Raw genomic sequence first — 26,024 nt, forward strand, 5'->3', positions numbered from 1 at the left:
CGTGACCGGGTTGCCTGCATCAGAACCTCAACTCAAGCGAACACAAAAAGACTATTTGAATTTCCGGCTTTTTGGGAGCAAGCAGAAAATAGCTGCACCTATCTTGCACATTTGTCCACAGTGTGGACAAACTTGCAAACAGCGTAGCACAGTCAATAGGGATTGTCAAGCGGGAAAATTGGGGACTGCAATTGCAACTCCGCGTTTCTGCAAGGATTGGGCGCCATCATCCCCTCGTCCCTTCCCCCAACAGGCGGTTCACGACCGTCAACAGCGGGCCGCGCTGCTCGAAGCCGCTTTCGCTGTAGTCGCTGGCGGCCAGGTAGATTTGCCGTCGCGTGCGCCGCACCAGGCCAAGGAGCAGACGACGCAACGTCTCCTGCCTCGCCCGATACTCGTCGCGATCGGTCCACGGTGCGGCGAGGGGCCAGCGCGAGGAGAGCACGTAGGGATGTGTGAGCGGCTGATAGAGGCGCTCCCACCAGCTTGTGGCGCCGATGTCCAGCCAAAATTGAATCTCCACGGGGCGGTTGCGCAGCAGGAAGGTGTAGGCAGGCGCCAGGAACACAGCGTCCTCCGGCGTGCGCCAGCCGGGCAGGTAGAGGGCGCCCAACGCGCCGCGCTCGGCAAGCTGCACGTAGTCGCGGCCGAGTCGAGCTGGATCGGGCGCCTCCGCACGCCCGCTCTCGAAGGTCCAGCGAAATTTGCGCGCCGACTCGACGAGCTGGCTCGCCACGCGCGCAGCGTCCCTGTCTTCATGAAAGCCGAAGCCCGGTTGGCTGAGCACTTCGCCGAAGAGCCGCGCAAAAAACTGGTCGAGCGGGGTCGGCTCCGTCTCGCTGCGATAGTCGTAAAGCCAGTTGCGCAGCCGGTCGTAGCGCTCGCCCACCGCATAGGTGATGCGCCGCCGCTCCGATTCGGGCAGCGACGCAAAGGCGCCCAACTCATTGTCCCGGCGTCGCGGAGGATAGACCCGCTCCGAGAGCAGGCTGGCGCGCACCGGGTCGAGCGACTCGATGGCGAGGGTGAGCGCCAGCGTCACGTCTGCGGGCAGAGGCGGCGTCCCCCAGAAAGGGTGCGCCAGCCGCGCCAGCGTCAACAACGTGCGCGCCGCCGGCTCATCCTGCAGCGCGCGGCTGGGGCGGTGCGTCGCCAGAGGGATGTTGCGACGCTCCAGCGCCATCTGCAGGCTGAAGCGCAACGCGTCGCTGACGAAGGGCGCCAGCACCGCGATCTCGCCGGGTGGAACGCCCTCCTGGTGCACCAGCCTGCCGATCTGCTCCGCCGTCCAGGCGATCATCTGCGGATAAAAGCGGAAGAGCTGGTCTGGAATGACGAGGGCGGGCGTCGCTGCAGGTTCAGACGTCGGCGGCGCAGGGATTCGACGCCGACTGTCGAAAAGGGCGTCAATGCGCTGCGACAGATGCCCAAGAGCAGGCGGCATAACGTGCGAACGCTCGAAGACGATCTCCTCCTCACAGAGGCGACGCAAAGTCTCCACGCCCACAGGGTCGGCGCCGAGAAAGGTGCGATAACCGGCGTCGCTGTCGACGATGATCAGGGCGCTTTCGAGCTGCGGCAGCCATTCGCCGATCAGGCGATGGGCGCTGAAGGTGTCCTCTTCCGCGTTGTCGTAGATTAAATGGCGGTGCGTCCGAAAAAGATGCGTGCGGCTCCATGGGTTGGTCAGGACGTGCTCGTTGAACAGCTGCACCTGCAGGCTGAAGTCGAGGAGCGTCTCCTGCAGACAGCGCTGACGGAATTGATGAGAGATGCGTCGCGCTGCGCGCAGAGCGTTGAGCCGAGCCGTGCGCTGCTCGCCTGGGGGAACCGCCAGCTCTAGCCGTTCATACGCCTCGTCGATGCTCAGCCCGTGCAGCGCCGCCTTGTTAAGGTTGTCGAGCACCTGGCTGACGATGCGCGGCCGTTCGACGCGCACGGCGTCAAAGGCCCCTTCCTCGATGGCGGCTTCCACCAGCGGCCCCATGTAATACTGGCTCGTCTCCAGCGTTAAAAACGTGGGTTCACGCGCAGGGTCGACGAAGCCGGCCACCGGCGCCAGCAGCGGCCAGTAGAGCTCGACGGCTTGCCGCGCCAGGCTGGCGAAGGTGGTCACGCGCACGAACGGCCCCGCCGGCAGGTCGGCGCTGCGCAGCGCCTCGTGATAGGGCGCAGCCAGCGAACGCTGCGGCAAGAGCACCAGGATGTCGTCCCCGCGCACGCGCTCCCTGCGCAGAAGTTGGCGCAGGTGCGCAATGGCCGCCGTCGTTTTGCCCGCTCCGAACGGCCCTGTGAGAAAACATTTTCGGTTCAGAGGCGCCAACGACATACTCATAGCAACGATCTCGTAGTAACATATCAAGTCAAACATGGAGCACAAAAGCGATGAACTCTCACGCAGCCACCAGGCCGCCGATCTTCTTCCGTCCCTCTTCTTTGCGCCTCTGTGGCTTCGCGTTCATGTGCATTTGTCTTAAGCGCTCCAGCCGTCGATTCAGCATGTTACCGTGAATTCAGGGGGAGGCCAAGATGCAAAGCTATTCAATTCCACTTGTGCCGGGGCCGGTCTCGGTGCCAGAAGCTGTGCGCGCCGCCTACGCCATCGATTATGGCAGCGCAGACCTGGAGGAGGAGTTTTTTGAGCTGTATGAACGTTGCGCACGCAAGCTGCAGACTGTTCTAGGCGCAAGTGCGCAGGTGACGATCCAGACGGGCGAGGGGATGCTCGCGCTGTGGGGCGCGCTCAAAAGCGTGGTGCGGCCGGGCGACCGCGTGCTGGCGGTGGGAACCGGCCTCTTCGGCTACGGCATCGGCGACATGGCGCGCCAGATCGGGGCCGAGGTGGAGGTCGTCGGCTTTGCCTTCGACCGCATTCTCGACCCGCAGCCGGTGCGCGAGGCGGCGCGACGCTTTCGCCCCAAGGTGGTCACCGCCGTGCACTGCGAGACGCCGAGCGGCACGCTCAACCCGCTCGAGGAGCTTGGGCAGATTTGTCAGGAAGTGGACGCATTGTTTTATGTCGACTTTGTCGCCAGCGGCGGCGGCGTCCCTGTCGAGGTCGATCGCTGCTCCATCGATCTGGGACTGCTCGGCAGCCAGAAAGCGCTGAGCCTGCCGCCCGATCTTGCAATGGTGACCGTGAGCGAGCGCGCCTGGCAGGCTGTGGCCGAAGTGAACTATGCGGGCTACGACGCGCTGGCGCCCTGGCGAGATGGCCCGGCGCAGCGGTATTTGCCGTACACGCACAACTGGAGCGCCCTGGCCGGCCTGGAAGCGTCGCTTGATCTGCTGTTGGCGGAAGGCATGGAGGCGGTCTATGCGCGTCATGCGGCGGTGGCGGAGCGTTGTCGCCGCGGCCTGGAGGCGCTGGGAATCCGGCTCTTCCCTGCCGAGGAGGCGTACAATTCGCCGACTGTGACCGCCGCCTATGTGCCCGAGGGTTGGAGCTGGCCTGAGTTCGATCGCGCGCTGCGCAGCTACGGCATGGCGGTGGGCGGCAACTACGGCGAGCTGGCGGGCAAGGTCTTTCGCATCGGCCACATGGGCAGCCAGGCCAACCTGGCGCTGGTGGAGCGCGGGCTTGAGGTCATCCGTCGCGTGCTTGCACAGAAAGGGTGAAGCGCATGGCTGCCTTCTTATTCTCCCTCGCCGCCGGTTTTCTCTTCTATGCGCAACAGATCACCCTCGCCGCCGCTGCGCTTTCCGAGGGCAGGCGCCGAGGCCCCGGCAGACTTCTGGCCATCTTCGCCGGCGCCATCGCCGGCGATGCGCTCTGGATGGCTGCGGCGCTGCTTCTGCTCTACGCCACGGCGGAATTGACGCCGTTGCGCGTCATTTTCACCCTCGTGGGCGCCTTTTTCTTCCTGCGGCTGGCGTTGGGCGCGCTGCTGGACGCCCGCCAGGGCGCTGCGCCTCGCCTCGACTTGAACGAAGGGCGACAAGACTTTCGCAGCGGCGTCAGGACCGGCTTCACCAATCCCTACGCGCTTGGCTTCTGGGTGGGCGTGAGTGCAGCGGCGCTTCTCTTCACCGCGCCGCCCGTGGATCCGTCAGACTATGCGCTGACTTTCATCGGCCTCGTCCTCGGCGCCGCGTTGTGGGGCTTATTGCTGCTTGGGCTGCTCCGGCTTGAGCCGCCTGCAATCACCCGCGCCTTCCGCATCCTCAATCTCCTCTGCGGCGTCGGGGCGGCGCTGCTCGGCGCCTTTGCGCTGGGGACGGCGCTCATCCAGTTCAACAGCGAAGGCTTAGTCTTCTGGCGCTGCCTCAATTGCTCGCTCACGGCGTAACGCTTCTGTAACACATCGGAATTAAAATCTGCCGGCGCCATTTCATGGCCTTTGGGATTGGCGAATGATTTTGGCAATTTGCCGGTATGCCTAAAACCTGCGGCTACGAGCTGCAGCAACGACAATCGCCAAACGATTTTGCGAAAAACCATCAGCCATTTTTTCGTTTTGAGCTTTAAGAAAACGTAAGCGATAATCGGAAAGGCGCAGCTACAATCCACGCCTCGCGCTCCAACGCGTCGCCATGGGGAATGGCTCTCCGCCTCTCTATCCACCGATCATTGATTTCATCTAACCTGACATTCATCCAACAAGGAGCAAGCCAGTGTCAAAGTTTACCCCCTTATTACACCGAAATGCACCGCGCTGGAGCGCACTGCTGCTGGCGTTGGCTTTGCTTTGGGCGCTGACGACGCTGATCAGCGCGCCCGCCGCCCACGCAGCGACCATCACCGTCTGCCCGTCCGGAGGCGACCACCCTACGATTCAGGCGGCCGTCAACAACGCCTCGCCTGGAGATGTCATCGCCATCTGCGCAGGCGTCTACAACGAGAGCGTCGACCTTAGCCTGATGGGGTCGGCCATCTCCGGCCCAATGGGCAACCTGACCCTTCAGGCGAGCGGGCCGGTCACGATCGCGCCTGCCGCCGGCCCGGCCATCTGGATTAGCGCCCGCTTCGATGGAGACGTGACCTTAATCGACCTAGCGACGACCTCGCCCGACGCCAGCGCCATCGACCTCTTTGCGGACACGCACGACGCCATTGAAGTCAACGGCGCGATCACGGTCGCCAACGTGGTCGCTTTCCAGCCCGCCGTCTCCGGCATCCTGTTGCAGGCGCAGCAGTCCATCTTCGTCACCGGGACGCAAGCCATCAACGCCGGCGCCAGCGGCGTCGAGCTGGCTACCGACGCCGCGATCACGGTGACCAACAGCGCGGCGATCGGCAACGGCGACGTCGGCTTCTGGATCAGCGATCGCACCTTCGAGGAGCGTTGCAGCCTGACGCCTGTGCTGTTGCAGGGCGTGTTTGTGCAACAGAACGCCTTCAACGGCGTGCAAATTGGACGTTTTGATGGCTCCCTGGCGGTGAGGATGGTGGACAGTCAACTGCTCTTCAACGGCGGCAACGGAATGAATTACGTAGAGCCGCCTTTCTGCCCGCCGGTGGGACGCGTCGACATCGAAAACAGCGCAGCGATCGGCAACCTGGGCGAAGAGGGCGGCTTTTTCATCGGCGAGCCGCCGTTCGCCCGCCTCCATCGCGTCACGGCAAGACAGAACGCCAACGCCGGCGTCGCGATCCTCCCCACCTTCAGCGGTGGTCACCAGTACACTATCACCGGCTCGCTGATCCAGAGCAACACCGTCGGCGTGTTGTATGACGCGCGCACCCTCGAAGACCCGTACAGCTTCCCGAACACGCCGACGATCTTTGCGCAAAACGCCGTCTGCGAGAACCAGGAGGCGGGCATGGTCATGCTGGCCGATTCTTCCCTGTATACAGAGACGATTGCGGCGAAGGGGAGCTGGTGGGGCGCATTCAACGGGCCGACGCATCCCGCCAATCCTGCAGGGACGGGCGACAATGTGCGCGACGCAGCCACCTACGCCCCCGACCCTCCCAACGATCTCGAAGGCGGCTTCATCGACTTTGCACCGTGGATCGACCAAATCCACGTGAACGTCAGCCCAGGCCCGATTCAACCAGGCTTGCCTGTGACGATTCTTTTCCGACCGCAGGACAGCAGCGCAACCTGGCGATTGGCCGGCGGCCCCGGCTCGAACCTGGATGCGCCGCCGTTCACGCTTTCAGCCTCGAACGGGCAGCTTCAGGTGGGTGCAAGCCAGGGCGCCGTCGTACCAAGTTTTCTCAACGACGACGGCGAAATCGAAGCGATCTTTACGCCTGAACAACCCGGCGCAGCGACGGTGACCTTGCAGGGGCCCTGCAATCTCTCCATCATCCTTCCTTTTGAGGTGCAACAGACGCTTGCCATCGACAAAGCGCCGGCCTTCCAGTTCGTGCGCCTGGGCGAAGCGGCCACGTTCACGATCACCGTGGCGAACAGCGGCGCCATCACCCTGACCAACGCAGCGGTGACAGACGACCTGGCGCCTGCGTGCAGCGCCGCGCTGCCCAACCTGGCGCCCGGCGCATCCTACGCCTACACTTGCAGCGATGCGCCGGCCCTCAGCTACACCAACGTCGCCACTGTGACGGCGGAGACGCAGCCGACTATCGTCTCCCAGCAGGGAGACGACGCGGCCATGCAGGCGCAGGCGCTGCTCGCAGCAAGCAGCGCCGCCCAGGTGCAGGTCTTCAATCCCGGCCTGAGCGTGGTGAAAAGCGTGGGCCTCGATCCGGACGCCTGCGCAGCGCCTGGTGGACTGGTGACTGCGCCGGGGGCGCAGCTCTACTACTGTCTGACGCTCGTCAATACAGGGGATGTGACCTTTACAGCCCACACCATCGACGATCCTGCGCTGGGCGTCAACGGCTTTGTCCTCAATGCGCCGCTGGCGCCGGGCGCATCCCTGGCGATCACGCGCAGCTTGCTGCCTGCGCTCGGCCCGGTCGTGCTGGAGGAAGCGCTCGTGAACACTGCGGTGGCGACCTCCACAGCCCTTCTCGGCGGCGGTGTGCTGCCGCAGGTCGAGGCGCGCGCTTCGGCCGCGGGTCAGGTGGAAACGACAACTGCGCCGACCGCGCTGCCGCCGGAGGAGGAGCCTGTGCTCGGCGTCAGCCGCATCTACCTGCCGACCGTCGCCCGGTGATCGCTCAGGGAACGATCAGCACCTGACCGGGCTGGAGCAGGCTGCGTTCCGTCAGATTGTTGACGCGCAACATTTCTTGCCAGTCGACGCCGAGGCGCATGGCGATGGCGAAGACAGTGTCGCCGGTTCGCACGGTGTACGTGCGCGCCGGCGACGTCGCTTGTGTGGGCGTGACGTTGTCGGTTGAATTGGTGGAGGGCGCTCCGGCCTCCGTCGGAGGGATGACGAGCACCTGGCCGATCTGCAGGTAATCGCGTTCGCTGAGGTTGTTGGCGCGCAGCAGCGCCTGGAGAGAGACATTGTGACTCAGCGCAATCGCCAACGCCGTGTCGCCGCTGCGGACGACGTACTCTCGTCCAGACGTCGCCGCGACGCTCGTCGGCGTCGCGCTTTGGGCAGTGGGTTGTGAGGCGCCGGCCTCGGCGCTGTTGCGCGCGTCGACGCTGGCGGGGAGGATCAACTCCTGCCCGATTTGCAGCAGATCGAACTCGCGCAGGCCGTTGACCGCCGCCAGCTCCTGCCACGCAACGCCGTAGCGCAGCCCAATCGAGACCAGCGTATCGCCGGCGACGACGGTGTACCGTTGCCGGCCAGGGGCGACGTCAGCCACCTCCACAGGGCCGCCTACGCCGCCGGGCGAGGGCAGCCGCAACACCTGCCCGATCTGCAACAGATCGTTCTCTTTCAGATTGTTGGCGATGGCGATGTCCTGCCAGTCCAGTCCGTAGCGCACGGCGATGCCGGAGAGCGTGTCGCCCGGCGCCACCGTATACTCCATGCCGCCCGGGGGCACCTGTTGCACAGAACGTGCGCTCGTTGCGGAGCGCGCAGCCACAGAGACAGGCGGGCTTCCATCGGCGTTGCCGAAAACGGTGACGAACAGATAAAAACCGTTCGGCGCCTTGCCGGCGCCGACGCCGATGTCGTCCCAGTGGCCGCCGAGAATATTGACGCGATGAATCCAATCGTTCATCCACCAGACGATGGCGCGCTCCGGCGAGCGGACGGCCACCCAGTTCTCGCTGACCGAGCTGCTGCCATAGCCGACGCGGGCCGCACGCGTGCGCACGTTGCTGCCGTCGCTGCCGTAGTGCCCCCAGTTGCCGTTGGCGATGATGTCATCCACGTGACGTTGCGCCGCCAGCGTCAGCGCAGGGTCGAGGCGGAGGGGCGGCAGACCGTTGTCGATGCGCGCCTGGTTGACGTCGTTGAAAATCTGCTGCGCTTCCGCACTCAGTTGGACATCCTCCTGCGCGCGAAGCGGCGCAACGTGCAGGATTGCGCTGCAGAAAAGGGCCAACGTCACGAGGGTCCGCAAAATCATCGGGCGAGTTTGTGGGCGGAGCAGAGCTCCGCAAGGCGCTGAAGCCGAACGCATCATGCGGCCAGAATACCAGACAGTCCGTCCATCGAACAAACCCGCGCACTTTAAGGATTCCTTACCGAAATGTTTAGACCTGTATAACACTCGGATGGAGCCCGCCGGCATCGGCTTCGGCGCAAATCGCACCTGAGGACAAAATCAGATTGCCACAATCGCCAATTATGCTTATGCTTGGAAGCGCTGAGTCGATCATTTCGATCAAAAATAAGAAGGTTGCAAAGGAGAACGACCCGTGTCGCGCCCAATTGTCCCCGGCCCCACCTACGCCGAAATGCGCAATCCGATGCTGTTGCCTGCTGCGCTGCGCGCACGCGCCAACGCGGCCCGCGCTGACGAAACCGATCCGCTCAACCTCTTCAACATCAACTGGAAAAACACCGACGAAGAGGTGGAGAAGATCGTCCTGCCCAAGGAGCTGACGGGCGTTCCGGCCAACATCGTCGTGCTCAGCGGTCGCAACTTTCCCAGCGGCAGCATGAAAGTCGGCCCGGCCTACGCCACGCTCGCCGAACATGAAGCGCTCGAAGGGCTGCGGCCGGGCGAGCGCATCGTGGTCGGCCCCAGCACCGGCAACTTCGGCATCGGAACCGCCTACATCAGCATGTTGAAGGGTTACAAGGCGGTCGTCGTCATGCCCGACAACATGAGCAAGGAACGGTACGAACGCATCCGCAAATACAAAGGCGAACTCGACCTTACGCCCGGCACCGAATCCGATGTGATTCTGACCCTGGAGCGCACGCACAAGGAATATGTGAGCAAGCCCGACAGGTACGTGACGCTGGCGCAGTTCGAGCTGCTGCCCAACTATCGCTTCCATCGCCACGTGACCGGCAAGGCGGCGCTCGACGCCGTAAAGGGCGTCGGCAACGGTCGCATCGCCGCCTTCGCCAGTGCGCCGGGCAGCGCCGGCACGCTCGCCGCCGGCGACGCCATCAAGGCCGTCTACCCCGACGCCAAAATTGTGGCGCTGGAGCCGCGCGAATGCAGCACTCTCTACAATGGCGGGCAAGGCCAACATCGCATCGAAGGCATCGGCGACAAGATGGTGACGCTCATCCACAATGTCTTTAACACCGACCTGCTGATGCTCGTCCACGATGAGGACACCGTGCGCGGCATGGAGGTGATCCAGAGTGGAACACACATTTTGACCGATCGACTCGGCGTGCCCGGCGACGCCGCCTGCCAGCTCTGGGGGAAATTCGGGCCAAGCTGCATCTGCAACATCATCGGCGCCATCAAGACGGCGAAATATCTGGGCCTGGGGCCGGAGGACAACGTCGTCACCATCGCCACCGATTCCTACGACCGCTATCCTTCCGTAAGCGAAGCGCTCTACGAACGCAACGGCGGCAAGCCGACGGACGATCAGTTGGAGATGTGGGCCAAGAGCGTCTTCCTCGGCGCCAGCCTGGGAGAAATTATCGATCTCACCACGGGCGGCCACCATGAACGGCTGCAGCAGATGAAGCTCGACCTGTGGACGAAGTTCGGCTATAGCGCCGAATACATCCGACGCATGGCCGATCAGGAGTTTTGGGACGCCGAATATGAAAAAATCAAAGAAATTGATCCGATAATCGCCGAGGTGCGGGGCAATTTGCCCTGAGTGCGCGAAGAGATCGTTATTTCGATAAAAAGGAGCCATCTATGACAATCGCCGACGTGCTCAACACCAACGCCCAGAGCGTTGATCGCATCCTAAACGCCGGGCTGCCGGTGATGCTGGTCTTCTGGCGGGCCTCGACGCCGCTGACGCCTGCCCAGGAGCAAGAGCTAGAGGAGTTGGCGAAGCGCTACGCCGGACGCGCCATCCTGGCGCGCGTCAACGCGGACGAGGAGCCTGCCCTGGTGCAGCGCTTCCGCGTGGCGACTACGCCGCTCTATCTGCTTATCCGCAACGGCAAACCGGAACTGGCGCTGGCAAGCGAGGAAGCGCGGCGCAACGTGGCGGCCTGGCTGGCGCACTTCGTCGAGGGCAAGCCGCAGCCTACAACCGCCCAGCGGTCAGCCGCCGCCCAACAGCCAACTGGCCAGGCGGCGAGCGATGGCAAGCCCCTCATCTTGACCGACGCCAACTTCGATCAGACGATCCATCAGCCGAGGCCGGTGCTGGTCGATTTCTGGGCGCCCTGGTGCGGCCCTTGCCGCATGGTGGCGCCTTCGGTGGAAAAGCTGGCGCAAGAGTTCGCCGGCCGCGCCGTCGTCGGCAAGCTCAACGTCGACGAGAACCCGATGACCGCTCAGCGCTATCGGGTGATGAGCATCCCCACCCTGATCATTTTCAAGAACGGCCAACCCGTCGATCAGATCGTCGGCGCCCAGCCCTATGCGGTGTTGCAGCAGCGGCTGGCAAAGTTTGTTTAACGTCCAGGCGCATCAACGTTGTGATCCCTATGCACTTCGCCATTCGTCCATATCACCCCAGCGACTTCTGCGCGCTCTATCGCATCTGCCTGCAAACCGGCGACAGCGGGAAGGACGCCACCCGCCTTTTCCGCGATCCCGAGCTGCTAGGGCACATCTACGTCGGCCCCTACGCTGTGGCCGAGCCTGATCTTTGTTTTATGTTGACGGCGGACGGCGCGCCCTGCGGCTATGTGTTGGGCACGCGCGATTCGCACACCTTCGCCGATTGGTGCGAACGCGAGTGGTTTCCGGTGTTGCGCACCCGCTACCCACTGCCTGCAGCAGACGACCACTCCCCTGACGCCGAGGCGATCCGCGGCATTCATCACGGCTATCGGCCAGAGCCAGCCCTGCAAGATTATCCGGCGCATCTGCACATCGACCTTTTGCCGCATGCCCAAGGCCAGGGATGGGGGCGCCGCATGATCGAGACGTTCCTCGAGCGCTTGCAGACGTTGGGCGTCCCAGCCGTTCACCTTGGGGTGGGTCGGCGCAACACGCGCGCCATTCACTTCTACGAGCGTGTTGGCTTTCAGCGCGTCTTTGAAGGGGATGGATGGATCGGCTATGGCATGAAGCTCGAGGACTAAACGCTCGCTTCCATTTTGTGCTTGCGTCGATAACGGCGCACTTTCGCCACATTGCCACAGTCGCGCATGTCGCACCAGCGGCGGCTATGGTTTTTGCTGCGGTCGATGAAAAGCCAGCCGCAATGCTCGCCATCGCAAATGCGCACGCGCTCTAGCTCGCCGCCGGTCAACAGTTCCGCCGCAGAGTGCACGACAGGCCACAGGATCCGATCAAGACGCCCGGGGGATTCATCCCACTTCCAGATGTAGTACGGCGCGCCTGGCTCCAAACGAAGATGAGCATAGGTGGCGGCGACAGCCTCGTTCAAATACGTCAGATCGGCTGGCTCCGGCGCTGCGCCTTCGATGACGCGCAGAAAAATCCGAAACAGCGTCTCTCGCAGGTGAAGCGCCTGGCGAAGAGCTTCCTCAGCTTCGGCCGGTCGTTGCGCCGCCTCTCTCCGCAACGCCTCGATGCCTTCCTTCGGCAAGGCGCCCACCACCTCACCCCAGGTCAGCAGCTCTTCATACGTATGTAAACGTTCGTTTGGAGAGCCGGTGTCGCGAGCGCTGGCGGTGTTGGTGAAATCCAGACAAAGCGATCCCCCGACAGCTTTGAAATCCCCATGCACTTCATGCTGGCCTTCCATTCGTACATTTCCTCCTCGTCTTGATCTGTCTGTTTGATCTGTCTGTATGGCGTCCCTATCAACGGAACTGCTTCGCAAATTCTCGATCGAAATCGCGGCTCCCACTCTCGAATCGTGGAGATTGCGGATAGCGCAGACAAACTCATTGCAACTATCAATACTCATTGTAACTATCAATTTGCATATTGACAAGTTACAAAATACATGATACCATGTAACCATCTAAAATTAATTTTATAGTTACATGTTGCCGCACTGGCTACAGGGAAAAAGGGGGAAAGCGATGTGGAATCATCCGGGGTGGGAGTGGGAGATGCAGAAGGAACGGCACAATGAATTGCTGCGCGCTGCTGAGCAAGCCAGGCTGATTCGGCAGCTTCGGCAAACTGCTCCAAAAGAGGGTGCACGCGTTTCCGTGGTTTTATTCGTCTTGGCGCTGCTGGGCAAGGTGCTCGTTCGCATTGGAAGCTGGCTCGAAAGCCAAGGAACGCCGTTGGCGGAAGAGATGGAGCAGACATGCAATTGAGAGAGGCCGTAAGATGGTCGAACGTTGCAGAAGATTTAGAAGAGGCCGAGGAAAAATGGGAGGGTGAAATGGTCGAGATTCTCGCCGCGGCGATAACGGTGTTGGCGTTTGAATTGCTCGTATGGTTCTACGCCGTAGACAGCACGGATGGATTCGACAGCCTGGAATGGGAGCGTCGACGGAGATGGCGACAGAGGGAGTTTGATCAGTAGACTGGAAGCAGCCCACCTTCCTGTGACGCTCCCTGCGGCGGTTGCCGAAGAGCTGAGCGCAATTCCAAGAAGCCTTTCCCTTGCCTTGGGAGCTACCGTCTCGGCAACCGCAGATTGACTCGCCCCAGTCGCTGCACAGCCAGCAGCGCGCTGATGAGAATCAACCCGCCGCCAAGCCATTGCCAGAGCGTCAGCCGCTCCTGCAAGAAAAGAACCGACCAGGTCACGCTGAGCAAGGTCTCCACCGGCCCCAGCAACGACACCTGCGCGCCCCCGATGGCGCCGACTGCGGCAAAGAAGGCGAGACGCGCAATGTACGTGCTGACGATCGCCAGAGCGATGACGGCCAGCCAACCGCCCATCGACGGGGCGCTCCATGTCGCCCCGCGCAGCAGCCACCACCCCACCACGCACGCAGTCATCCACGCCGTGACATAGAAGGCCACCGTGCGCGTCGGGTAGGGCGCCAGCGTCCATTGCGTCAACGCCATCTGTAAAGAGAACAGAAAGGTCGCCAGCAGCGCCAGCGCAACGCCGACCCAGTTGACCTCCCCGCTCGGGCCGACCAGCAGATAGACGCCGCTCAACGCCAGGCCGAGACGCACCAGATGGCGTTGCGTCAGCTGCTCCCCGCGCAGCGCCAGCAGGCTCAGCACCATGGGCGGGCTCAGCGCCAGGATCATCGAGGCCAGCGACGCCTCCAGCAGGCCAAGCGCCACAAAAAAGAGCACCATGCCCGCGGCATTAACCGCCCCGACCAGCGCGCAGGCGGCCATGCCGCGCGGCGACAACCTCAACTTTCGCCAATCCAGCGCTCCCAGGGTGATCCCCAACAGGGCGGACGCTAAAATCATACGCGCCACGAGCAGCGCCACCGGATCGAAGCCATCGACGATGGCGTAACGCACCAGCGGCGGCGCCATGCTGAACGAAATTGTGGCGAAGATCGCCAACACCCAGCCGGTGTGAGCACGCCACCCCGCCTGCGCCCATTCGTGGAGACGGGCGCGCAGCCCGATGTGCGTTGAAGACATGATGAGGCTCGCTTCTCTGTGAAGTGAAGTTTGAAACAGCACCCAGATTGTACTATGCTCTGTTCGATTGCATACAATTGTCTCCCACGTCACGCTGGAGACGCGACCTCAACACAGAAAGGCGTCGCCATGGCATCTGCACGACCAACTTCCGATCATCTTCCAGGGCTTGTCGATATGCACTTCGATCTGCCGCTGGCGCTCTATGACCGCCGCGCCCAGCGCGGCCTGCTGCGAGATGAGTTCGTCCCCGAGCTGCGCGCCGGCGGCGTCGAGCTAATCGGCGCAGCGCTGTACATCGAGGAGAAATACCTGCCGGAAATGGCGCTGCGCGTGGCGTTGGATCAGGCGGCCCGGCTGCTCGAGGAGATCGAGCTTGCCGGCCAGGACGTAACCTTGTGTCGCAGCTACGCCGACATCGAAGGCGCCCGACGAGAAGGCAAGATCGGCGTCTTGCTCACCATGGAGGGCGTCGAGCCGCTGGGAACAGACCTGTATCTGTTGCGCGTCTTCTACGAGCTAGGGGTGCGCAGCGTCGGCCTGACGCACGCTCGACGCAACGCCGCAGGCGACGGCGGCGTCTTCGCGTCGGCAGGCTCCTCGCCTGCGGGCCTCAGCCCTTTTGGGAAGGCTTTGTTGAAGGAGTGTCAGCGGCTGGGCATCGTGATCGATCTGGCCCATCTCAACCCGGCGGGCGTCGACGACGCGCTGGCGCTGACCGATGGACCGGTGATTATTTCTCACACCAACCCACGGCGCTTTCACGACATCGAACGCAACACCGGCGATGCGCATATTCGCGCCGTCGGCGCACGCGGGGGCGTCGTTGGGATCAACGCCGTTCTGCTGAGCGCCGAAAAAGAGAAGGCGACGCTCGACCACTACATCGACCATATCGCCTATGTCGCCGACCTGGCGGGCATTGACGCAGTCGGCGTCGGCTTCGACTTTATTGAGTTCCTCTTCCGCTACTGGACGCCGGAGCAGCAGGCCGCTCTCGCCGCCAGCATGATTGAAGCGCACCAGCCGCCTGGGCTCACCAATCACAGCCACGCCTCCAATTTGCGACGGCGAATGCGGGAACGCGGTTTTCGCGCAGACGAGATCGAAAAGGTGCTGCGAGGCAACTGGCTGCGCGTGCTGCAGCAAGTGATCGGATGATTCACAGATCGAGATGAGCCGACGCCTCTCCTCGCCACACTTTGAAGGCGTGCGGGATGCGCGTGACATGGCCCGGGTCGAGATCGGTCGGCAGCTCCGCTTCCCGGAACCAACCGACGCCCAGCACCTCATGCGCGTGAGAGGCGGGCGCTTTCGGCTGCGTCGGAAGCGGGCGGCAGAGGACGACGAAATGGTACATATGATGTCGCGTCATACTGCCGCACAATCGCGAATCCCAGACGCCCGCCAACGCCACCGGTTCGCTCGCCACGCCGCTCTCTTCGAGCGCCTCGCGCGCTGCACCTTGCGCCGGCGTCTCGCCCACCTCGAGCGCGCCGCCGGGCAGCGCCCACAGCCCGTTGTCGGCGCGACGGATAAGGAGCAGCCGACCCTCCGCGTCGATGATGGCGGCGTCGGCGGTGCAGAAGGGCGTCACATGGGAGAAGACGCCGGCGCGCAACGGCTCCAACGCCTCCGGCGCCTGCCCGCCGGCATACGCCTGCATCTCCATCGCCAGCGTCTGCAAGGCGTGGTAGCGCTCCTGGTCATAGAGGGTCGGCGCAAAACGCAGGCCGGATGCAGCCATGTGCCGCAATGCGTCCGCCCACAGTGCAATCTGTTGCGCCGGTGAGAGGGTCATGACGCTCCGTTCGTTCGAGGATGATGGGCGCCGTGCGCCAGCTCGCGGCCCAGCGCAGCCACGCGCGCCAGGCCATCCTCGCCGCCGGCGGCCTTGACGAGCGCCGACCCGACGATGACCCCTTCGGCGATGCGGGCAACCGCCGCCGCCTGCGCGCCGTTGGCGATGCCGAAGCCGACGGCGAGAGGCAGGTCGGTGTGACGACGCACGCGCGCCACAAACTCGGCCAGGTCCGGCGGCAGCTCGCTGCGCGCGCCGGTGATGCCGGTCACGCTGACCAGGTAGATGAAGCCGGTGCAGTGGGAAGCTACGTAGCGGATGCGCTCCTCGGTGCTGGTCGGCGCCAGCAGGTAGACCGTCGCCAGGCCGGCCTGACGGCAGGCGGCCTCCAGCTCTCCCGCTTCCTCAGGCGGCAGGTCGGGCACGATCAGGCCGTCGACGCCGGCGGTGGCCGCGTCCTCCACAAAACGCTCCACGCCATAGGCGAAGATCGGGTTGTAGTAGCTCATGGCGCAGAAGGGCTGATCCACCCCCATGGCGCGCAGCTCGCGCACCATGGCCAGACAGTCCTTGACCGTGGTTCCCTGCATCAGCGCCGTATAGGTGGCGGTTTGGATCGTCGGCCCGTCGGCGAGCGGGTCGCTGTGCGGAATGCCGATCTCGAAGAGGTCGGCGCCGATTTCGCTCAGGGTGCGAATGATGTGCAACGTTTTCTGTCGATCCGGATAGCCCATCGCATGATAGGGCATAAAGGCGGCGCGGCCTTCCGCCCGACAACGACGAAAGACCGCTTCAATGCGTTCAAGGCCGGTCATAGTGCGCCAAGCTCTTTCATGATGGTGCCGAGGTCTTTGTCTCCGCGGCCGCTGAGGTTGACCAGAATGACTTCATCTTTGCTCATCTGTGGCGCCAGCTTGACCAGATGCGCAACGGCGTGGGCGCTCTCCAGCGCAGGGATGATGCCTTCCAGCCGGCTGAGCAGCCGCACGCCCTCGAGCGCCTCGTCGTCGGTGGCGTAGGTGTACTCGGTGCGTCCGAGGTCGCGCAGCCAGGCGTGCTCCGGCCCCACGCTGGCGTAGTCGAGGCCGGCGCTGATGCTGTGGGTCAGGGCGATCTGGCCATCTTCATCCTGGAGCACGTAGCTTTTCGTCCCCTGCAAGACGCCCAGACGGCCCAGCTTCGGGTCGGCGAAGCGAGCGGCGTGCTCGCCCCCTTCGATGCCGCGGCCGCCCGCCTCCACGCCGATCAGCCGCACGTGTTCGTATTCCAGGAAAGGATGAAAGATGCCGATGGCGTTCGAGCCGCCGCCGACGCAGGCGACGATGGCGTCGGGCAGGCGTCCAGGGCCGGTTTCGGGGTCGAGCATCTGGCGCAGCGCCTCGCGGCCGATGACGCTCTGGAAGTCGCGCACGATGGTCGGGTAGGGATGGGGGCCAAGCGCGCTGCCGAGCAGATAGTGCGTGTTGCGCACATTGGTCACCCAGTCGCGGATTGCCTCGTTGATGGCGTCCTTGAGCGTCTTGCTGCCGGAATCGACCCCGCGCACCTCTGCGCCGAGCAGCCGCATGCGATAGACGTTGGGCTCCTGCCGCGCCATATCGACCGTGCCCATGTAGACCACGCACTCGATGCCGAGCATGGCGGCGGCGGTGGCGGTGGCGACGCCGTGCTGGCCGGCGCCGGTTTCGGCCACAATGCGCGTCTTTTGCATCTTGCGTTTCATCAGCAGCGCCTGGCCCAGCGCGTTGTTGATCTTGTGTGCGCCGGTGTGGGCGAGGTCTTCGCGCTTGATGTAGATGCGCGGCCCGCCGAAGTATTCGGTCAATCGACGCGCGTAGGTGAGCGGCGTCGGTCGGCCTACGAAGGTGCGCAACAGATGATCGAGCTCGGCCTGGAACTCTTTGTCGTGTTTCGCCTTCAGGTAAACTTCCTCCAGCTCATCCAGGGCCGGCATGAGCGTTTCGGGCACGAACTTGCCGCCGTAGGGGCCGAAGTGGCCGGCTTCATCGGGCCAGGCTGTATAGTTCACCTTGGACTGCGTGACGGGAAGACTGGTCATTGAATTCACTCCGCTCGCGGTGATGGTGTGATCTTGCCTTTCGGCTATGAAAGTTCCCTGCATGCCCGCATGGGCGAAAATAGGCGATTGTTTCCTTGCTTATACACTGCTAGTATACTCAAAGTCGAATGGAAGTCACAGGGAGTAAACAGACAATTGTCGGAAACTTCCGCGGCCATCCACAAATCATAATCATCGTTAACAACGTTTTTACAAGGCCGAGGTAAGTTTGTTTCAGCAGCGTTGGAGGAAGGGCTCTTGTGAAAGGTTGTCAGCAGCGTAACGTCTATGAATAGCGCTTTGGAAGTGGCACTGGAGGAATCATGCTGCACAAATCTTCGCAATGGTTAATCACGATTTTGCTATTGTTCGCTTTCGTCATGCCGGCGCATGCAGCGCCTTTCGTCGATGAAATGAACGGAACGGCGTTGCAAAACGCTCCGAAACAGCAATGGGCTCGACCTGCCTCGCCTTCGCCGACGCGCCTCACCACCCGCGCGCCCAAAGCGAACGCGCAACGCAATCAGCCCGCCCCGCGCGTGATCGGCGAGACGAATCCGGGAGGAACGGAGCAAGCGATTTACATCGTGCAGTTGAGCGGGGCGCCGCTTGCCAGCTATCGCGGCGGCCTCGCGAATCTACCGGCCACCAGCCCCGCCGTCACCGGCCGCAGGCTCGACCTGCGCAGCGCCGAGGCGCGCGCCTACCTCGACCATCTTTCACAAGAGCAGCGCGCCGCGCTCGACGTCATTCAGCAAATTCTGGGACGCGCGGTGGAGGTGAAATTCACCTATCAGGTCGCCTTCAACGGCTTTGCCCTGGTCCTGACGCCGGTGGAGGCGGCGAAGCTGGCGAATGCGCCGGGCGTGGCGCGCCTCTATCGGGACTTTATCGACCAGGTGCACACGGACGCCGGCCCGGCCTGGATCGGCGCGCCGGCGATTTGGAGCGGCGCGCCGGCGACCAGAGGCGAAGGGATCGTCGTCGGCGTCATCGACACCGGCGTCAATCCTTATAGCCTCTCCTTCGCCAACGTCGGCGCAGACGGGCACGTGCACAGCAACCCGCGCGGCAAGTTCTACGGCGTCTGCGATCCCGCCAACGACGCTATCTACGATCCCTCTTTTCCCTGCAACAACAAGTTGATCGGCGCCTGGGATTTCGCAGACGTCTTCGAGACGCCTGACGGCCCCTATGACAACGACGGCCACGGCAGCCATACGGCCAGCACGGCGGCGGGCAACGTCGTCTTCGCCTCGGTCCTGGCGCCCACCTATGTGTACACCAATGTCATCTCCGGCGTGGCCCCGCGCGCCAACATCATCGCCTACGACGCCTGCGCCGGCTCCGCCTGCCCCGGCAGCTCGCTGCTGGCGGCGATCAACCAGGCGGTCGCCGACGGCGTCGACGTCATCAACTACTCGATCGGCGGCGGCTCGCGCGACCCATGGAACAGCCCCGACGCCCTGGCGATGTTGGCTGCGCTGGACGCGGGCGTGTACGTCTCGGTTTCGGCCGGCAATTCCGGCCCAAGCGCCGAGACCATCGGCTCGCCGTCGAATGCGCCCTGGGTCACCTCCGTGGCGGCGGCCACGCATCATCGCACCTTTGTCAACGGCCTGATCAATCTGGCCGGCGGCAACCTGGCGCCTCCGCCGAACATCACCGGTCAGGGCATGACCGGCCCGTATGGGCCTGCACGCATCGTGTACGCAGGCAACTACACCAGCACGTTGGGAGAGCCGGACCCTTATTGCCAGGCGCCCTTCCCGCTGGGGACGTTCAACGGCGAGATTGTGGTCTGCGATCGCGGCCTCGTCTCTCGCGTGGAAAAGAGCTACAACGTCGCCGCAGGCGGCGCAGGCGGCTTTGTCCTGGCCAATGACGCAACCAGCGGCGCCTCCCTGAATTCCGACGCCTACGCCATCCCCGGCGTGCACATCACTTATGCAGATGGCGTGGCGCTTAAGAACTGGATCGCCGGCGGCGGCGCAACTACAGCCGCCATCGCCGGCGCAACGCCCACCTTGAACCCGGCGTCTGGCGACGTTCTGGCGGCCTTCAGCTCGCGCGGGCCGGATGCGACCTCGCCATTCGTGTTGAAGCCGGACGTCACTGCGCCGGGCGTGGACATCATCGCCGCCATTCACACCGGCGGCAACTACGGGCTGCTCAGCGGCACGTCGATGGCTGCGCCGCACAACGCCGGTGCAGCGGCGCTCCTGCGCGCGCTCTTCCCCGGCTGGTCGCCCGCCGAGATTCGCTCCGCCTTGATGTTGACCTCCAAGTCCCCCGTGCTCAAGGAGGATGGCGCCACCGCCGGACAACCCTTCGACCGCGGCGCCGGTCGCATCGACGTGGCGCAGGCGGCGCGCACGGGCTTCGTCCTCGACGAAAGCGCACTGAACTTCTATCAGGCCAATCCCAACACCGGCGGCGACCCTCGCACTCTCAACCTCGCCAGCCTCAGCGACCCACAGTGCGTGGGCGTCTGCACCTGGACGCGCCCCCTCAAGAGCGTGCGCCCTACGGCGGAGAGCTACACGGTCAACGTCGCCGCGCCGGTGAGCATGACGCTCAGCGTGCAGCCCAGCGCCTTCACCTTGCCGGCTGGCGGAACGCAGGTGATCACCATCACGGCGAACGTAACCGCCGCCAACCTCAACGCCTGGATCTTCGGCGAGATTACGTTCGACGCAGCGAACCCGGCGATTGCGGATGGTCACATGCCGGTGGCCGTGTACACGCGCGGGGGCGCAGCGCCAGCCGGGCTTTCCGAAGTGGTCATCGACACGCGGCGTAGCCAGGGGATCGTCACACTGGAGGGCGTGCGCGCCATCCATACGTCGACGCTGACCAAGGCGCTTTATCTCGGCGCAACTCAAACGATCACCGGCTCTGTGGCTCAGGACCCGACGAACTTCGACCCCTTCGACGTTGAGAGCGGCGGCGTCTTCACCACACTCGTCTCGGTCGCCGATCCCCAGACTGCGCGACTGGCCTTCTCGATCGATAGCTCGACAGCGCCTGACCTGGACCTGTTTGTAGGCTTCGACCAGAACAACAACGGACAGCCGGACATTGAAGAACTGTTGTGCTTCAGCGCCTCGCCCTCCTGGGATGAATACTGTGTGCTCGACGACCCGACGCCGGGGAACTACTGGGCGATCGTGCAGAACTGGCAAGGCTCCGGCGCAGCGACCGATTCCTTCACGCTGACCGTGTCGCAAGTGAGCCGCAGCAATCAAAGCCCGGCGTTCACCGTGACGGGGCCTCCCGGCGCCACGCTCGGCGTCCCCTTTAACCTGCAACTGACGTGGAACTTCCCCGGCATGCAGGCGGGTGAAAGACGATTCGCCCTGCTCGAGGTGGGAACGAGCAACAGTCAACCCAACAACATCCTCTCGCTTCCGGTTATTTTGCGCAGGTTGCAAGACGACGTCACTGCGACTTCGGAAAGCCCCAACCTGGCGCAGGGCGGATATGTCTTGCCCGGAGAAGTAGTGACCCATACGCTGACGCTGCGACCTGAACGAAATGCACCGGGCCCGGTGAACTACACCATCACGGCGACGTTGCCCGCAGGCCAGACGTACATTCCGGGCAGCGCCGTGCTGGCCAGCAGCGCCTCCCAGGTGCAAATCGATCCGATCGTCAGCGGCAATCGGTTGATCTGGTCGCTTCCCAACGTGGCCACGACGCCTCGCTATATTATGAGCACCAATGACCCGAATCGGGCGGACTACAGCCCCGCCTGCGCCACCATTCTGGGCGACGCCTACGTCAGCCTCGGCGAGGTCGGCATTCCCTTGCTGCCTGGAGTGGAGGGCAACGGCAAGCGCTGGAACGTGGATGATTTCTTCGGCGGCGCCGGCCCATACGCCTTCTTCGGCCAGAACCATCCTGCGCTCTTCTTCACCGACGACGGCGTACTCTCGGTGGTGGGCTTCGACCCGGCGCTCACCGCTGGCGTGAATGCGCCTATCCCCACGCCGGCGGCGCCGAACGGCCTGATAGCTCCCGCCTGGGCGGATTTCAAGATCGTCTACGATGAGAACGCCGGCGCTGGCGTGCGCGTGGCCGGCGCCTACGGCGGCGCGCTGATGGTCGTGGAATACAATCGCCTTCAACGCAACGACGCCCAACCGGGCAGCCTGGATATGCAGGTTCACATGTGGCGGGAGGTTCTCCCAGACTTCCCGGAAATCGTCTTCGCCTACAACAACATTACGACGGCGTTGCCTTCGACGGTGACCGGCCTTGAGAACCTGGCGGGGTCTCAGGGGATCAGCTTCACCGATGCGCTCAGGAACGGACTGCTCATCTGCTTCGACTGGACGGTTGAGGAGATCACGCTCACCTATCGCACGCAGGTGAAGAACGACGCCGCGCTCGATTCGCTCCAGACGACGGTCATCGAAAGCGCGCTGAGCGCCCCGGGATTCGGCGTGCAGAGCTCCACCAGCGCTCTCTTTGTGACGGGCGTAGCGCTGAGCATGCGCATCGATGGGCCGAGCCGCGTCTTCACCGGCTCGCCGGTCACTTACACGCTGACGGTCGCCAACCGCGGCCCCGCCGCCGCCAACAATCTGACCGTGATGGCGGAAATGCCGGTCGGCTCACAACACGTGGCCGGCGGAAGCGTCTCCGGCGGCATCGTCTCCTTCTCCGTGCCGATGCTGGGGCCGGGCGCTACGACGCAGCTGCAGTACAGCGTGCGCCTGGATGAAAGCGTGGCGGCCGGTCAGGTCGGCGCAGCGTCGGCGCACTCGCCGGCCATCATCGGCGGCGGGCCGGCCGACCCGGGCGAGTATCCGTGGCAGGCGGCGCTGCTGCAGGCGAACACCGGTCAATGGTGGGGCTGCGGCGGCTCGCTGATCTCGCCGTCGTGGGTCGCCACGGCTGCACACTGCGTCTCCGAGGGTGGCTCCGTCGTCACTTCGCCATCGGCGCTGCATGTGGTGGTGGGCCGCCATGACCTCACCACCAACGCCGGGCAGCGCATCCCGGTCGCCGAGGTGCACGTGCATCCGAACTACAATCCGGTCACGTTCGACTCCGACATTGCGCTCCTGCGGCTGCGCTATCCGGCCACGTTGACGACGACGGTGCAGCCGATTGCGCTGGCCACGGCGGGGCATGCAGCGCTCTTTGCGCCGGGCGTGGAGGCGACGGTCACCGGCTGGGGCACGCGCACCGAAGGCGCGCTGGACTTCCCGAATGAACTTTATGAAGTGAACGTGCCGATCGTGGCGCAGGATATCTGCGCTTTCACCTATGCGGCGCAGGGCGCGCAGATCACGAACAATATGCTGTGCGCAGGGGTGCCCATCGGCGGCAAGGACGCCTGCCAGGGCGACAGCGGCGGCCCGCTGATCGTGCCGGACGGCGTCGGCGGCTTCAAGCTGGCGGGCGTCGTCAGCTGGGGCATCGGGTGCGCTCGCCCCGGCCTGCCCGGCGTCTACACACGCGTCGCCAATTTCATCGACTGGATCGAGCTCCAGCAGGACACGCTGACGACCGGTCGCTACATGGTGACGGACGGCACCAACCTGCCCGGCCACAGCTACGTGGGCGACGATCGGATCACGACCATCGTGCGCACGCTGCAGATGATGCTGCCCATCATCTCTCGCTGAGCGACGCAAACGAGCGCCTTCTCTCGTTGGGCTGCACGCCGGGAGAAGGCGCTCGTTCTTTCTGTCTCGTCCTTCATCTTCCTTGCTCTTCGCCTTTTTCGTCCTCCAGCCGGGGACGACACGCGCCGGTCACAGCATGCTCAATTGTGCGTTGGGAGGGGCGGGCGGCCACACTGGCAACGGGATGCGAGACGCCAGCAGATTTTGAAGGCGACGCAGGCTGGCGGGCGAATGCCCCTCGTAGGTGTTGTGCATGTAGCCGAAGACCTCCACGCCGCGCCGCGCCAACCGCTCGATGCGAGCCGCCCATTGTGCAAGTTGCTCATCGCGCAACACCTGCAATTCCCGATCTCCCTGGGGGCCGTTGCGGTCGTCGCCGATCCAACGGATGTAGGCAAACGAAGGAGCGCCTGCGCCGAGCAGCTCCAGCCACCCATCGAAAAGATCGCTGCTCTTTTCTCGATCGACCAGCGCCAACGCAAAGCCTCGTTCGGCGAGGAAGCGGGCGAACGCCAGCGTCATCAGGTCGGCGGCGCGCACCTCGACCGCCAGCCGTAGATCACTCGCCTCCTGCGCCAGCCAGTCGAGAAAGGCCGCCAGCGCGCGGCCGTACAACCTGCGCGTGAAATCAGGCGGAAATTGAAAGAGCGCAGGCGCCGCAGCGTCGCCCAGGGCGCGCAACGCATCCAAAAACGCTCGCGTCGGCGTCTCACAATCGACCAGCCGACGCTCATGGGTGATCAGGCGAGGCGCTTTGAGCGCATAGGTGAAACCCGGCTGTGCGCTTTCCACCCAGGCGAGCAACGTCGCCGGCGCCGGGATGGCGTAGAAGCTGGCGTTCACCTCCACGGTGTCGAACTGGCGGATGTAGTAGGCCAGATACTGCGTCTTGGGCAATTTTTCAGGGTAAAAGACCCCGCGCCAGCCATCGAACGTCCATGAAGAGGCGCCGAGATGGATCGGCGCCAATTTTTGTTCATTCTGCTGTAAATCAAGTTCGTTCATATCCACAATCTACGATCTCTCGTCGTCATACACAAATCGTCGCCAGCACTTTTTGTGCAAAACGCACATTGCACGGTTGCCGCCTCCCGCCTTATGATTCAAAAGCGGTTATACGCAACGGCGCATCCGGCAATGGGGCATCTTGAAAAACCTTTCACCATCATTTTGTTGTCATGGGAGTTTGTGTCAATGATTAAACGATTTGTTCACGCAGCATTGATTGGCGTACTGCTGAGTTTAATGGCGACCGCTGCATTTGCCCAAGATGGCGACGTCAGCGCAGCCGAGATCACGTACGCCATCAACAACTTCGCCCTGTTCATTTGCGCTGTGCTGGTGCTCTTCATGCAGGCGGGCTTTGCGTTGGTGGAGCTCGGCTTCAATTCTTCCAAAAATGTTGTGAACATCATGTTCAAAAACCTGCTCGACCTGGCAGCGGGCGTCATCGTCTTCTGGTTGGTCGGCTTTGGGCTGATGTACGGCGCAAGCGCATTGATCCCCGGCGTGCTCGCCTGGGGCGGCGTAGGGGTGAGTCAGGTTGGCTCCGATCTGGAGGGGCTGAATCCCCAGGTCGATTTCCTCTTCCAGGTGGCGTTTGCTGCGACGGCGGCGACGATCGTATCCGGCGCTGTGGCAGGCCGCATCAAGGTGAGCGCCTATTTGATCTACACCATCTTCATCACCGGTTTGATTTATCCTATCAGTGGGTTCTGGCAATGGGGCGGCGGCTGGCTGAGCGAGCTGGGCTTCCATGACTTTGCAGGTTCGCTGGTGGTGCATGCGGTGGGCGGTTTCGCCGGGCTGGCGGGCGCCATCGTGCTCGGCCCGCGCATCGGGCGCTTCGCCAAAGACTCGCCGAAGCACATGTTTGCGCCGCACAACTACGCCTTCGCCGGCCTGGGGGTCTTTATCCTCTGGATCGGTTGGTACGGCTTCAACCCCGGCAGCCAGCTTGCCTTTGTCGGCTCCGCCAACACCGACGCCGTGATGTTGATTGCCGTGAACACAACGCTTGCCGCTGGCGCAGGCGCAGTAGCCGCCATGCTTTTTACATGGTTTCTGATCAAGCGTCCCGACCTCGGGGCGACGCTCAACGGCGCGCTGGCGGGGCTGGTGGGCATCACGGCGAACTGCGACTCGGTCACCAATGCGTCCGCCATTTTGATCGGCGCCATCGCCGGCGTGATCATGGTGCTTGCAACCATCTTGCTTGAACGTTTGAAGATCGATGACCCGGTGGGCGCATGGCCGGTGCACGGCGCGGCCGGCATCTGGGGCGGTTTGGCCGCTGCGATCTTCGGTGGGCATTCACTGGTGGCGCAAATTATCGGCTCGATCGCCATTCCCGCCTGGGCCTTCCTCACCTGCTTCGCCCTCTTCTCCGCCCTCAAAGCGATCGGCCAACTGCGCGTCTCGCCTGAGGAGGAGGAGATCGGCCTGGACCTCACCGAGCACGGCACCGCCGCCTATTCGCTGACCGGCCTGGGCGTGCTCAGCAGCGACTGATTTCACCTGGTTTCCACCTCGTTTCAGGGCCGCTCCTGGATGCGTGTGTCCAGAAGCGGCCTTTGTTTTTTCCGTCGATCGATTACCCTCCAGGTGCGATTCGTGCTATGATGCAGCCTATGGACAGCGAACGAAGGCGCGTCATTCTGCTCTTCCTCG

General features: G+C 63.6%; 19 protein-coding genes. 11 read left to right on the top strand and 8 right to left on the bottom strand.

The genetic code is table 11. The features are described 5' to 3' along the window. Nucleotides 1–226: 226 nt before the first annotated feature. Complete coding sequence (locus tag Q0367_RS06180) at nt 227–2,335, bottom strand: hypothetical protein (RefSeq protein ID WP_298981245.1); 2,109 nt, start codon at nt 2,333–2,335, stop codon at nt 227–229. Nucleotides 2,336–2,529: 194 nt separating this feature from the next. Between Q0367_RS06180 and Q0367_RS06185 the strand changes: the two genes are divergently transcribed. The 3 genes from Q0367_RS06185 (at nt 2,530) to Q0367_RS06195 (ending at nt 7,068) form a co-directional block, all read left to right on the top strand. After that, nucleotides 2,530–3,618, top strand: a complete 1,089-nt coding sequence (locus tag Q0367_RS06185) for an alanine--glyoxylate aminotransferase family protein (protein WP_297636055.1) — start codon at nt 2,530–2,532, stop codon at nt 3,616–3,618. Nucleotides 3,619–3,623: 5 nt separating this feature from the next. Next, nucleotides 3,624–4,289 carry a LysE family transporter gene (locus Q0367_RS06190; protein ID WP_297636058.1) on the top strand — a complete coding sequence of 222 codons (666 nt, stop codon included), beginning with the start codon at nt 3,624–3,626 and terminating at the stop codon, nt 4,287–4,289. 325 nt (nt 4,290–4,614) lie between these two features. Next, nucleotides 4,615–7,068, top strand: a complete 2,454-nt coding sequence (locus Q0367_RS06195) for a hypothetical protein (RefSeq protein WP_298981246.1) — start codon at nt 4,615–4,617, stop codon at nt 7,066–7,068. Nucleotides 7,069–7,072: 4 nt separating this feature from the next. Here Q0367_RS06195 and Q0367_RS06200 read toward each other — a convergent pair whose 3' ends face one another. Beyond that, nucleotides 7,073–8,392, bottom strand: coding sequence for a LysM peptidoglycan-binding domain-containing protein (locus Q0367_RS06200; RefSeq protein WP_298981247.1), 1,320 nt, complete (start codon nt 8,390–8,392; stop codon nt 7,073–7,075). A 292-nt stretch (nt 8,393–8,684) separates the two neighbouring features. On the opposite strand from Q0367_RS06200, the gene Q0367_RS06205 reads away from it, so the two are divergent. Genes Q0367_RS06205 through Q0367_RS06215 form a run of 3 tightly spaced genes read left to right on the top strand, consistent with a single transcriptional unit; the run spans nt 8,685 to nt 11,454 of the window. Then, nucleotides 8,685–10,064, top strand: coding sequence for a PLP-dependent cysteine synthase family protein (locus Q0367_RS06205; RefSeq protein ID WP_298981248.1), 1,380 nt, complete (start codon nt 8,685–8,687; stop codon nt 10,062–10,064). Nucleotides 10,065–10,105: 41 nt separating this feature from the next. Further along, complete coding sequence (trxA, locus tag Q0367_RS06210) at nt 10,106–10,822, top strand: thioredoxin (protein ID WP_297636070.1); 717 nt, start codon at nt 10,106–10,108, stop codon at nt 10,820–10,822. Nucleotides 10,823–10,851: 29 nt separating this feature from the next. Next, nucleotides 10,852–11,454 (top strand): N-acetyltransferase, encoded by a 603-nt coding sequence (locus tag Q0367_RS06215; RefSeq protein WP_298981249.1) that lies wholly within the window; start codon nt 10,852–10,854, stop codon nt 11,452–11,454. Here Q0367_RS06215 and Q0367_RS06220 read toward each other — a convergent pair. Beyond that, nucleotides 11,451–12,083, bottom strand: a complete 633-nt coding sequence (locus Q0367_RS06220; protein WP_298981250.1) for an ABATE domain-containing protein — start codon at nt 12,081–12,083, stop codon at nt 11,451–11,453. The two genes, Q0367_RS06215 and Q0367_RS06220, sit on opposite strands and share 4 nt — an antisense overlap. A gap of 244 nt (nt 12,084–12,327) precedes the next feature. Here Q0367_RS06220 and Q0367_RS06225 point away from each other — a divergent pair, with 244 nt between their 5' ends. Both Q0367_RS06225 and Q0367_RS06230 read left to right on the top strand, forming a co-directional pair. Further along, nucleotides 12,328–12,609, top strand: a complete 282-nt coding sequence (locus Q0367_RS06225) for a hypothetical protein (RefSeq protein ID WP_298981251.1) — start codon at nt 12,328–12,330, stop codon at nt 12,607–12,609. Beyond that, a complete protein-coding gene (locus Q0367_RS06230; RefSeq protein WP_297636082.1) occupies nt 12,600–12,821 on the top strand; it encodes a hypothetical protein in 222 nt (73 codons plus the stop codon). The genes Q0367_RS06225 and Q0367_RS06230 overlap by 10 nt, the downstream gene beginning before the upstream one ends. 92 nt (nt 12,822–12,913) lie before the next feature. Here the strand turns inward: Q0367_RS06230 and Q0367_RS06235 are convergent, their stop codons facing one another. Then, nucleotides 12,914–13,855, bottom strand: coding sequence for a DMT family transporter (locus tag Q0367_RS06235; RefSeq protein WP_298981252.1), 942 nt, complete (start codon nt 13,853–13,855; stop codon nt 12,914–12,916). 129 nt (nt 13,856–13,984) lie between these two features. Between Q0367_RS06235 and Q0367_RS06240 the strand changes: the two genes are divergently transcribed. Next, nucleotides 13,985–15,016 (top strand): dipeptidase, encoded by a 1,032-nt coding sequence (locus tag Q0367_RS06240; RefSeq protein WP_298981253.1) that lies wholly within the window; start codon nt 13,985–13,987, stop codon nt 15,014–15,016. Between the two features lies 1 nt (nt 15,017). Here the strand turns inward: Q0367_RS06240 and Q0367_RS06245 are convergent, their stop codons facing one another. From Q0367_RS06245 to trpB, 3 genes are read right to left on the bottom strand one after another with little or no spacing between them, the layout of a single operon-like run. Beyond that, a complete protein-coding gene (locus Q0367_RS06245; RefSeq protein ID WP_298981254.1) occupies nt 15,018–15,656 on the bottom strand; it encodes an NUDIX hydrolase N-terminal domain-containing protein in 639 nt (212 codons plus the stop codon). Then, complete coding sequence (gene trpA, locus Q0367_RS06250) at nt 15,653–16,471, bottom strand: tryptophan synthase subunit alpha (RefSeq protein ID WP_298981255.1); 819 nt, start codon at nt 16,469–16,471, stop codon at nt 15,653–15,655. Before trpA ends, Q0367_RS06245 begins: the two co-directional genes overlap by 4 nt. Continuing rightward, a complete protein-coding gene (trpB, locus tag Q0367_RS06255) occupies nt 16,468–17,715 on the bottom strand; it encodes a tryptophan synthase subunit beta (protein ID WP_297636096.1) in 1,248 nt (415 codons plus the stop codon). Before trpB ends, trpA begins: the two co-directional genes overlap by 4 nt. 323 nt (nt 17,716–18,038) lie before the next feature. Between trpB and Q0367_RS06260 the strand changes: the two genes are divergently transcribed. Next, on the top strand, nt 18,039–23,354 hold the full coding sequence (locus tag Q0367_RS06260) for a trypsin-like serine protease (RefSeq protein WP_298981256.1): 5,316 nt from the start codon (nt 18,039–18,041) through the stop codon (nt 23,352–23,354). 129 nt (nt 23,355–23,483) lie between these two features. On the opposite strand, the gene Q0367_RS06265 is transcribed toward Q0367_RS06260, so the two are convergent. After that, nucleotides 23,484–24,359, bottom strand: a complete 876-nt coding sequence (locus Q0367_RS06265; protein ID WP_298981257.1) for a DUF72 domain-containing protein — start codon at nt 24,357–24,359, stop codon at nt 23,484–23,486. Between the two features lie 240 nt (nt 24,360–24,599). On the opposite strand from Q0367_RS06265, the gene Q0367_RS06270 reads away from it, so the two are divergent. Continuing rightward, complete coding sequence (locus Q0367_RS06270; protein ID WP_363325840.1) at nt 24,600–25,865, top strand: ammonium transporter; 1,266 nt, start codon at nt 24,600–24,602, stop codon at nt 25,863–25,865. The last annotated feature ends 159 nt before the right edge of the window (nt 25,866–26,024 follow it).

This window comes from uncultured Caldilinea sp. (assembly GCF_937128415.1).
Taxonomy (GTDB): domain Bacteria; phylum Chloroflexota; class Anaerolineae; order Caldilineales; family Caldilineaceae; genus Caldilinea.

Coding starts and splice junctions, on each gene's coding strand:
- Q0367_RS06190 (WP_297636058.1), top strand. CDS start 3,624: ATGGCTGCCTTCTTATTCTCCCTCGCCGCCGGTTTTCTCTTCTATGCG.
- Q0367_RS06180 (WP_298981245.1), bottom strand. CDS start 2,335: ATGAGTATGTCGTTGGCGCCTCTGAACCGAAAATGTTTTCTCACAGGG.
- Q0367_RS06220 (WP_298981250.1), bottom strand. CDS start 12,083: ATGGAAGGCCAGCATGAAGTGCATGGGGATTTCAAAGCTGTCGGGGGA.
- Q0367_RS06225 (WP_298981251.1), top strand. CDS start 12,328: ATGTTGCCGCACTGGCTACAGGGAAAAAGGGGGAAAGCGATGTGGAAT.
- Q0367_RS06185 (WP_297636055.1), top strand. CDS start 2,530: ATGCAAAGCTATTCAATTCCACTTGTGCCGGGGCCGGTCTCGGTGCCA.
- trxA (WP_297636070.1), top strand. CDS start 10,106: ATGACAATCGCCGACGTGCTCAACACCAACGCCCAGAGCGTTGATCGC.
- Q0367_RS06240 (WP_298981253.1), top strand. CDS start 13,985: ATGGCATCTGCACGACCAACTTCCGATCATCTTCCAGGGCTTGTCGAT.
- Q0367_RS06265 (WP_298981257.1), bottom strand. CDS start 24,359: ATGAACGAACTTGATTTACAGCAGAATGAACAAAAATTGGCGCCGATC.
- Q0367_RS06270 (WP_363325840.1), top strand. CDS start 24,600: ATGGCGACCGCTGCATTTGCCCAAGATGGCGACGTCAGCGCAGCCGAG.
- Q0367_RS06200 (WP_298981247.1), bottom strand. CDS start 8,392: ATGATTTTGCGGACCCTCGTGACGTTGGCCCTTTTCTGCAGCGCAATC.
- trpA (WP_298981255.1), bottom strand. CDS start 16,471: ATGACCGGCCTTGAACGCATTGAAGCGGTCTTTCGTCGTTGTCGGGCG.
- Q0367_RS06245 (WP_298981254.1), bottom strand. CDS start 15,656: ATGACCCTCTCACCGGCGCAACAGATTGCACTGTGGGCGGACGCATTG.
- Q0367_RS06260 (WP_298981256.1), top strand. CDS start 18,039: ATGCTGCACAAATCTTCGCAATGGTTAATCACGATTTTGCTATTGTTC.
- Q0367_RS06235 (WP_298981252.1), bottom strand. CDS start 13,855: ATGTCTTCAACGCACATCGGGCTGCGCGCCCGTCTCCACGAATGGGCG.
- Q0367_RS06230 (WP_297636082.1), top strand. CDS start 12,600: ATGCAATTGAGAGAGGCCGTAAGATGGTCGAACGTTGCAGAAGATTTA.
- Q0367_RS06215 (WP_298981249.1), top strand. CDS start 10,852: ATGCACTTCGCCATTCGTCCATATCACCCCAGCGACTTCTGCGCGCTC.
- trpB (WP_297636096.1), bottom strand. CDS start 17,715: ATGACCAGTCTTCCCGTCACGCAGTCCAAGGTGAACTATACAGCCTGG.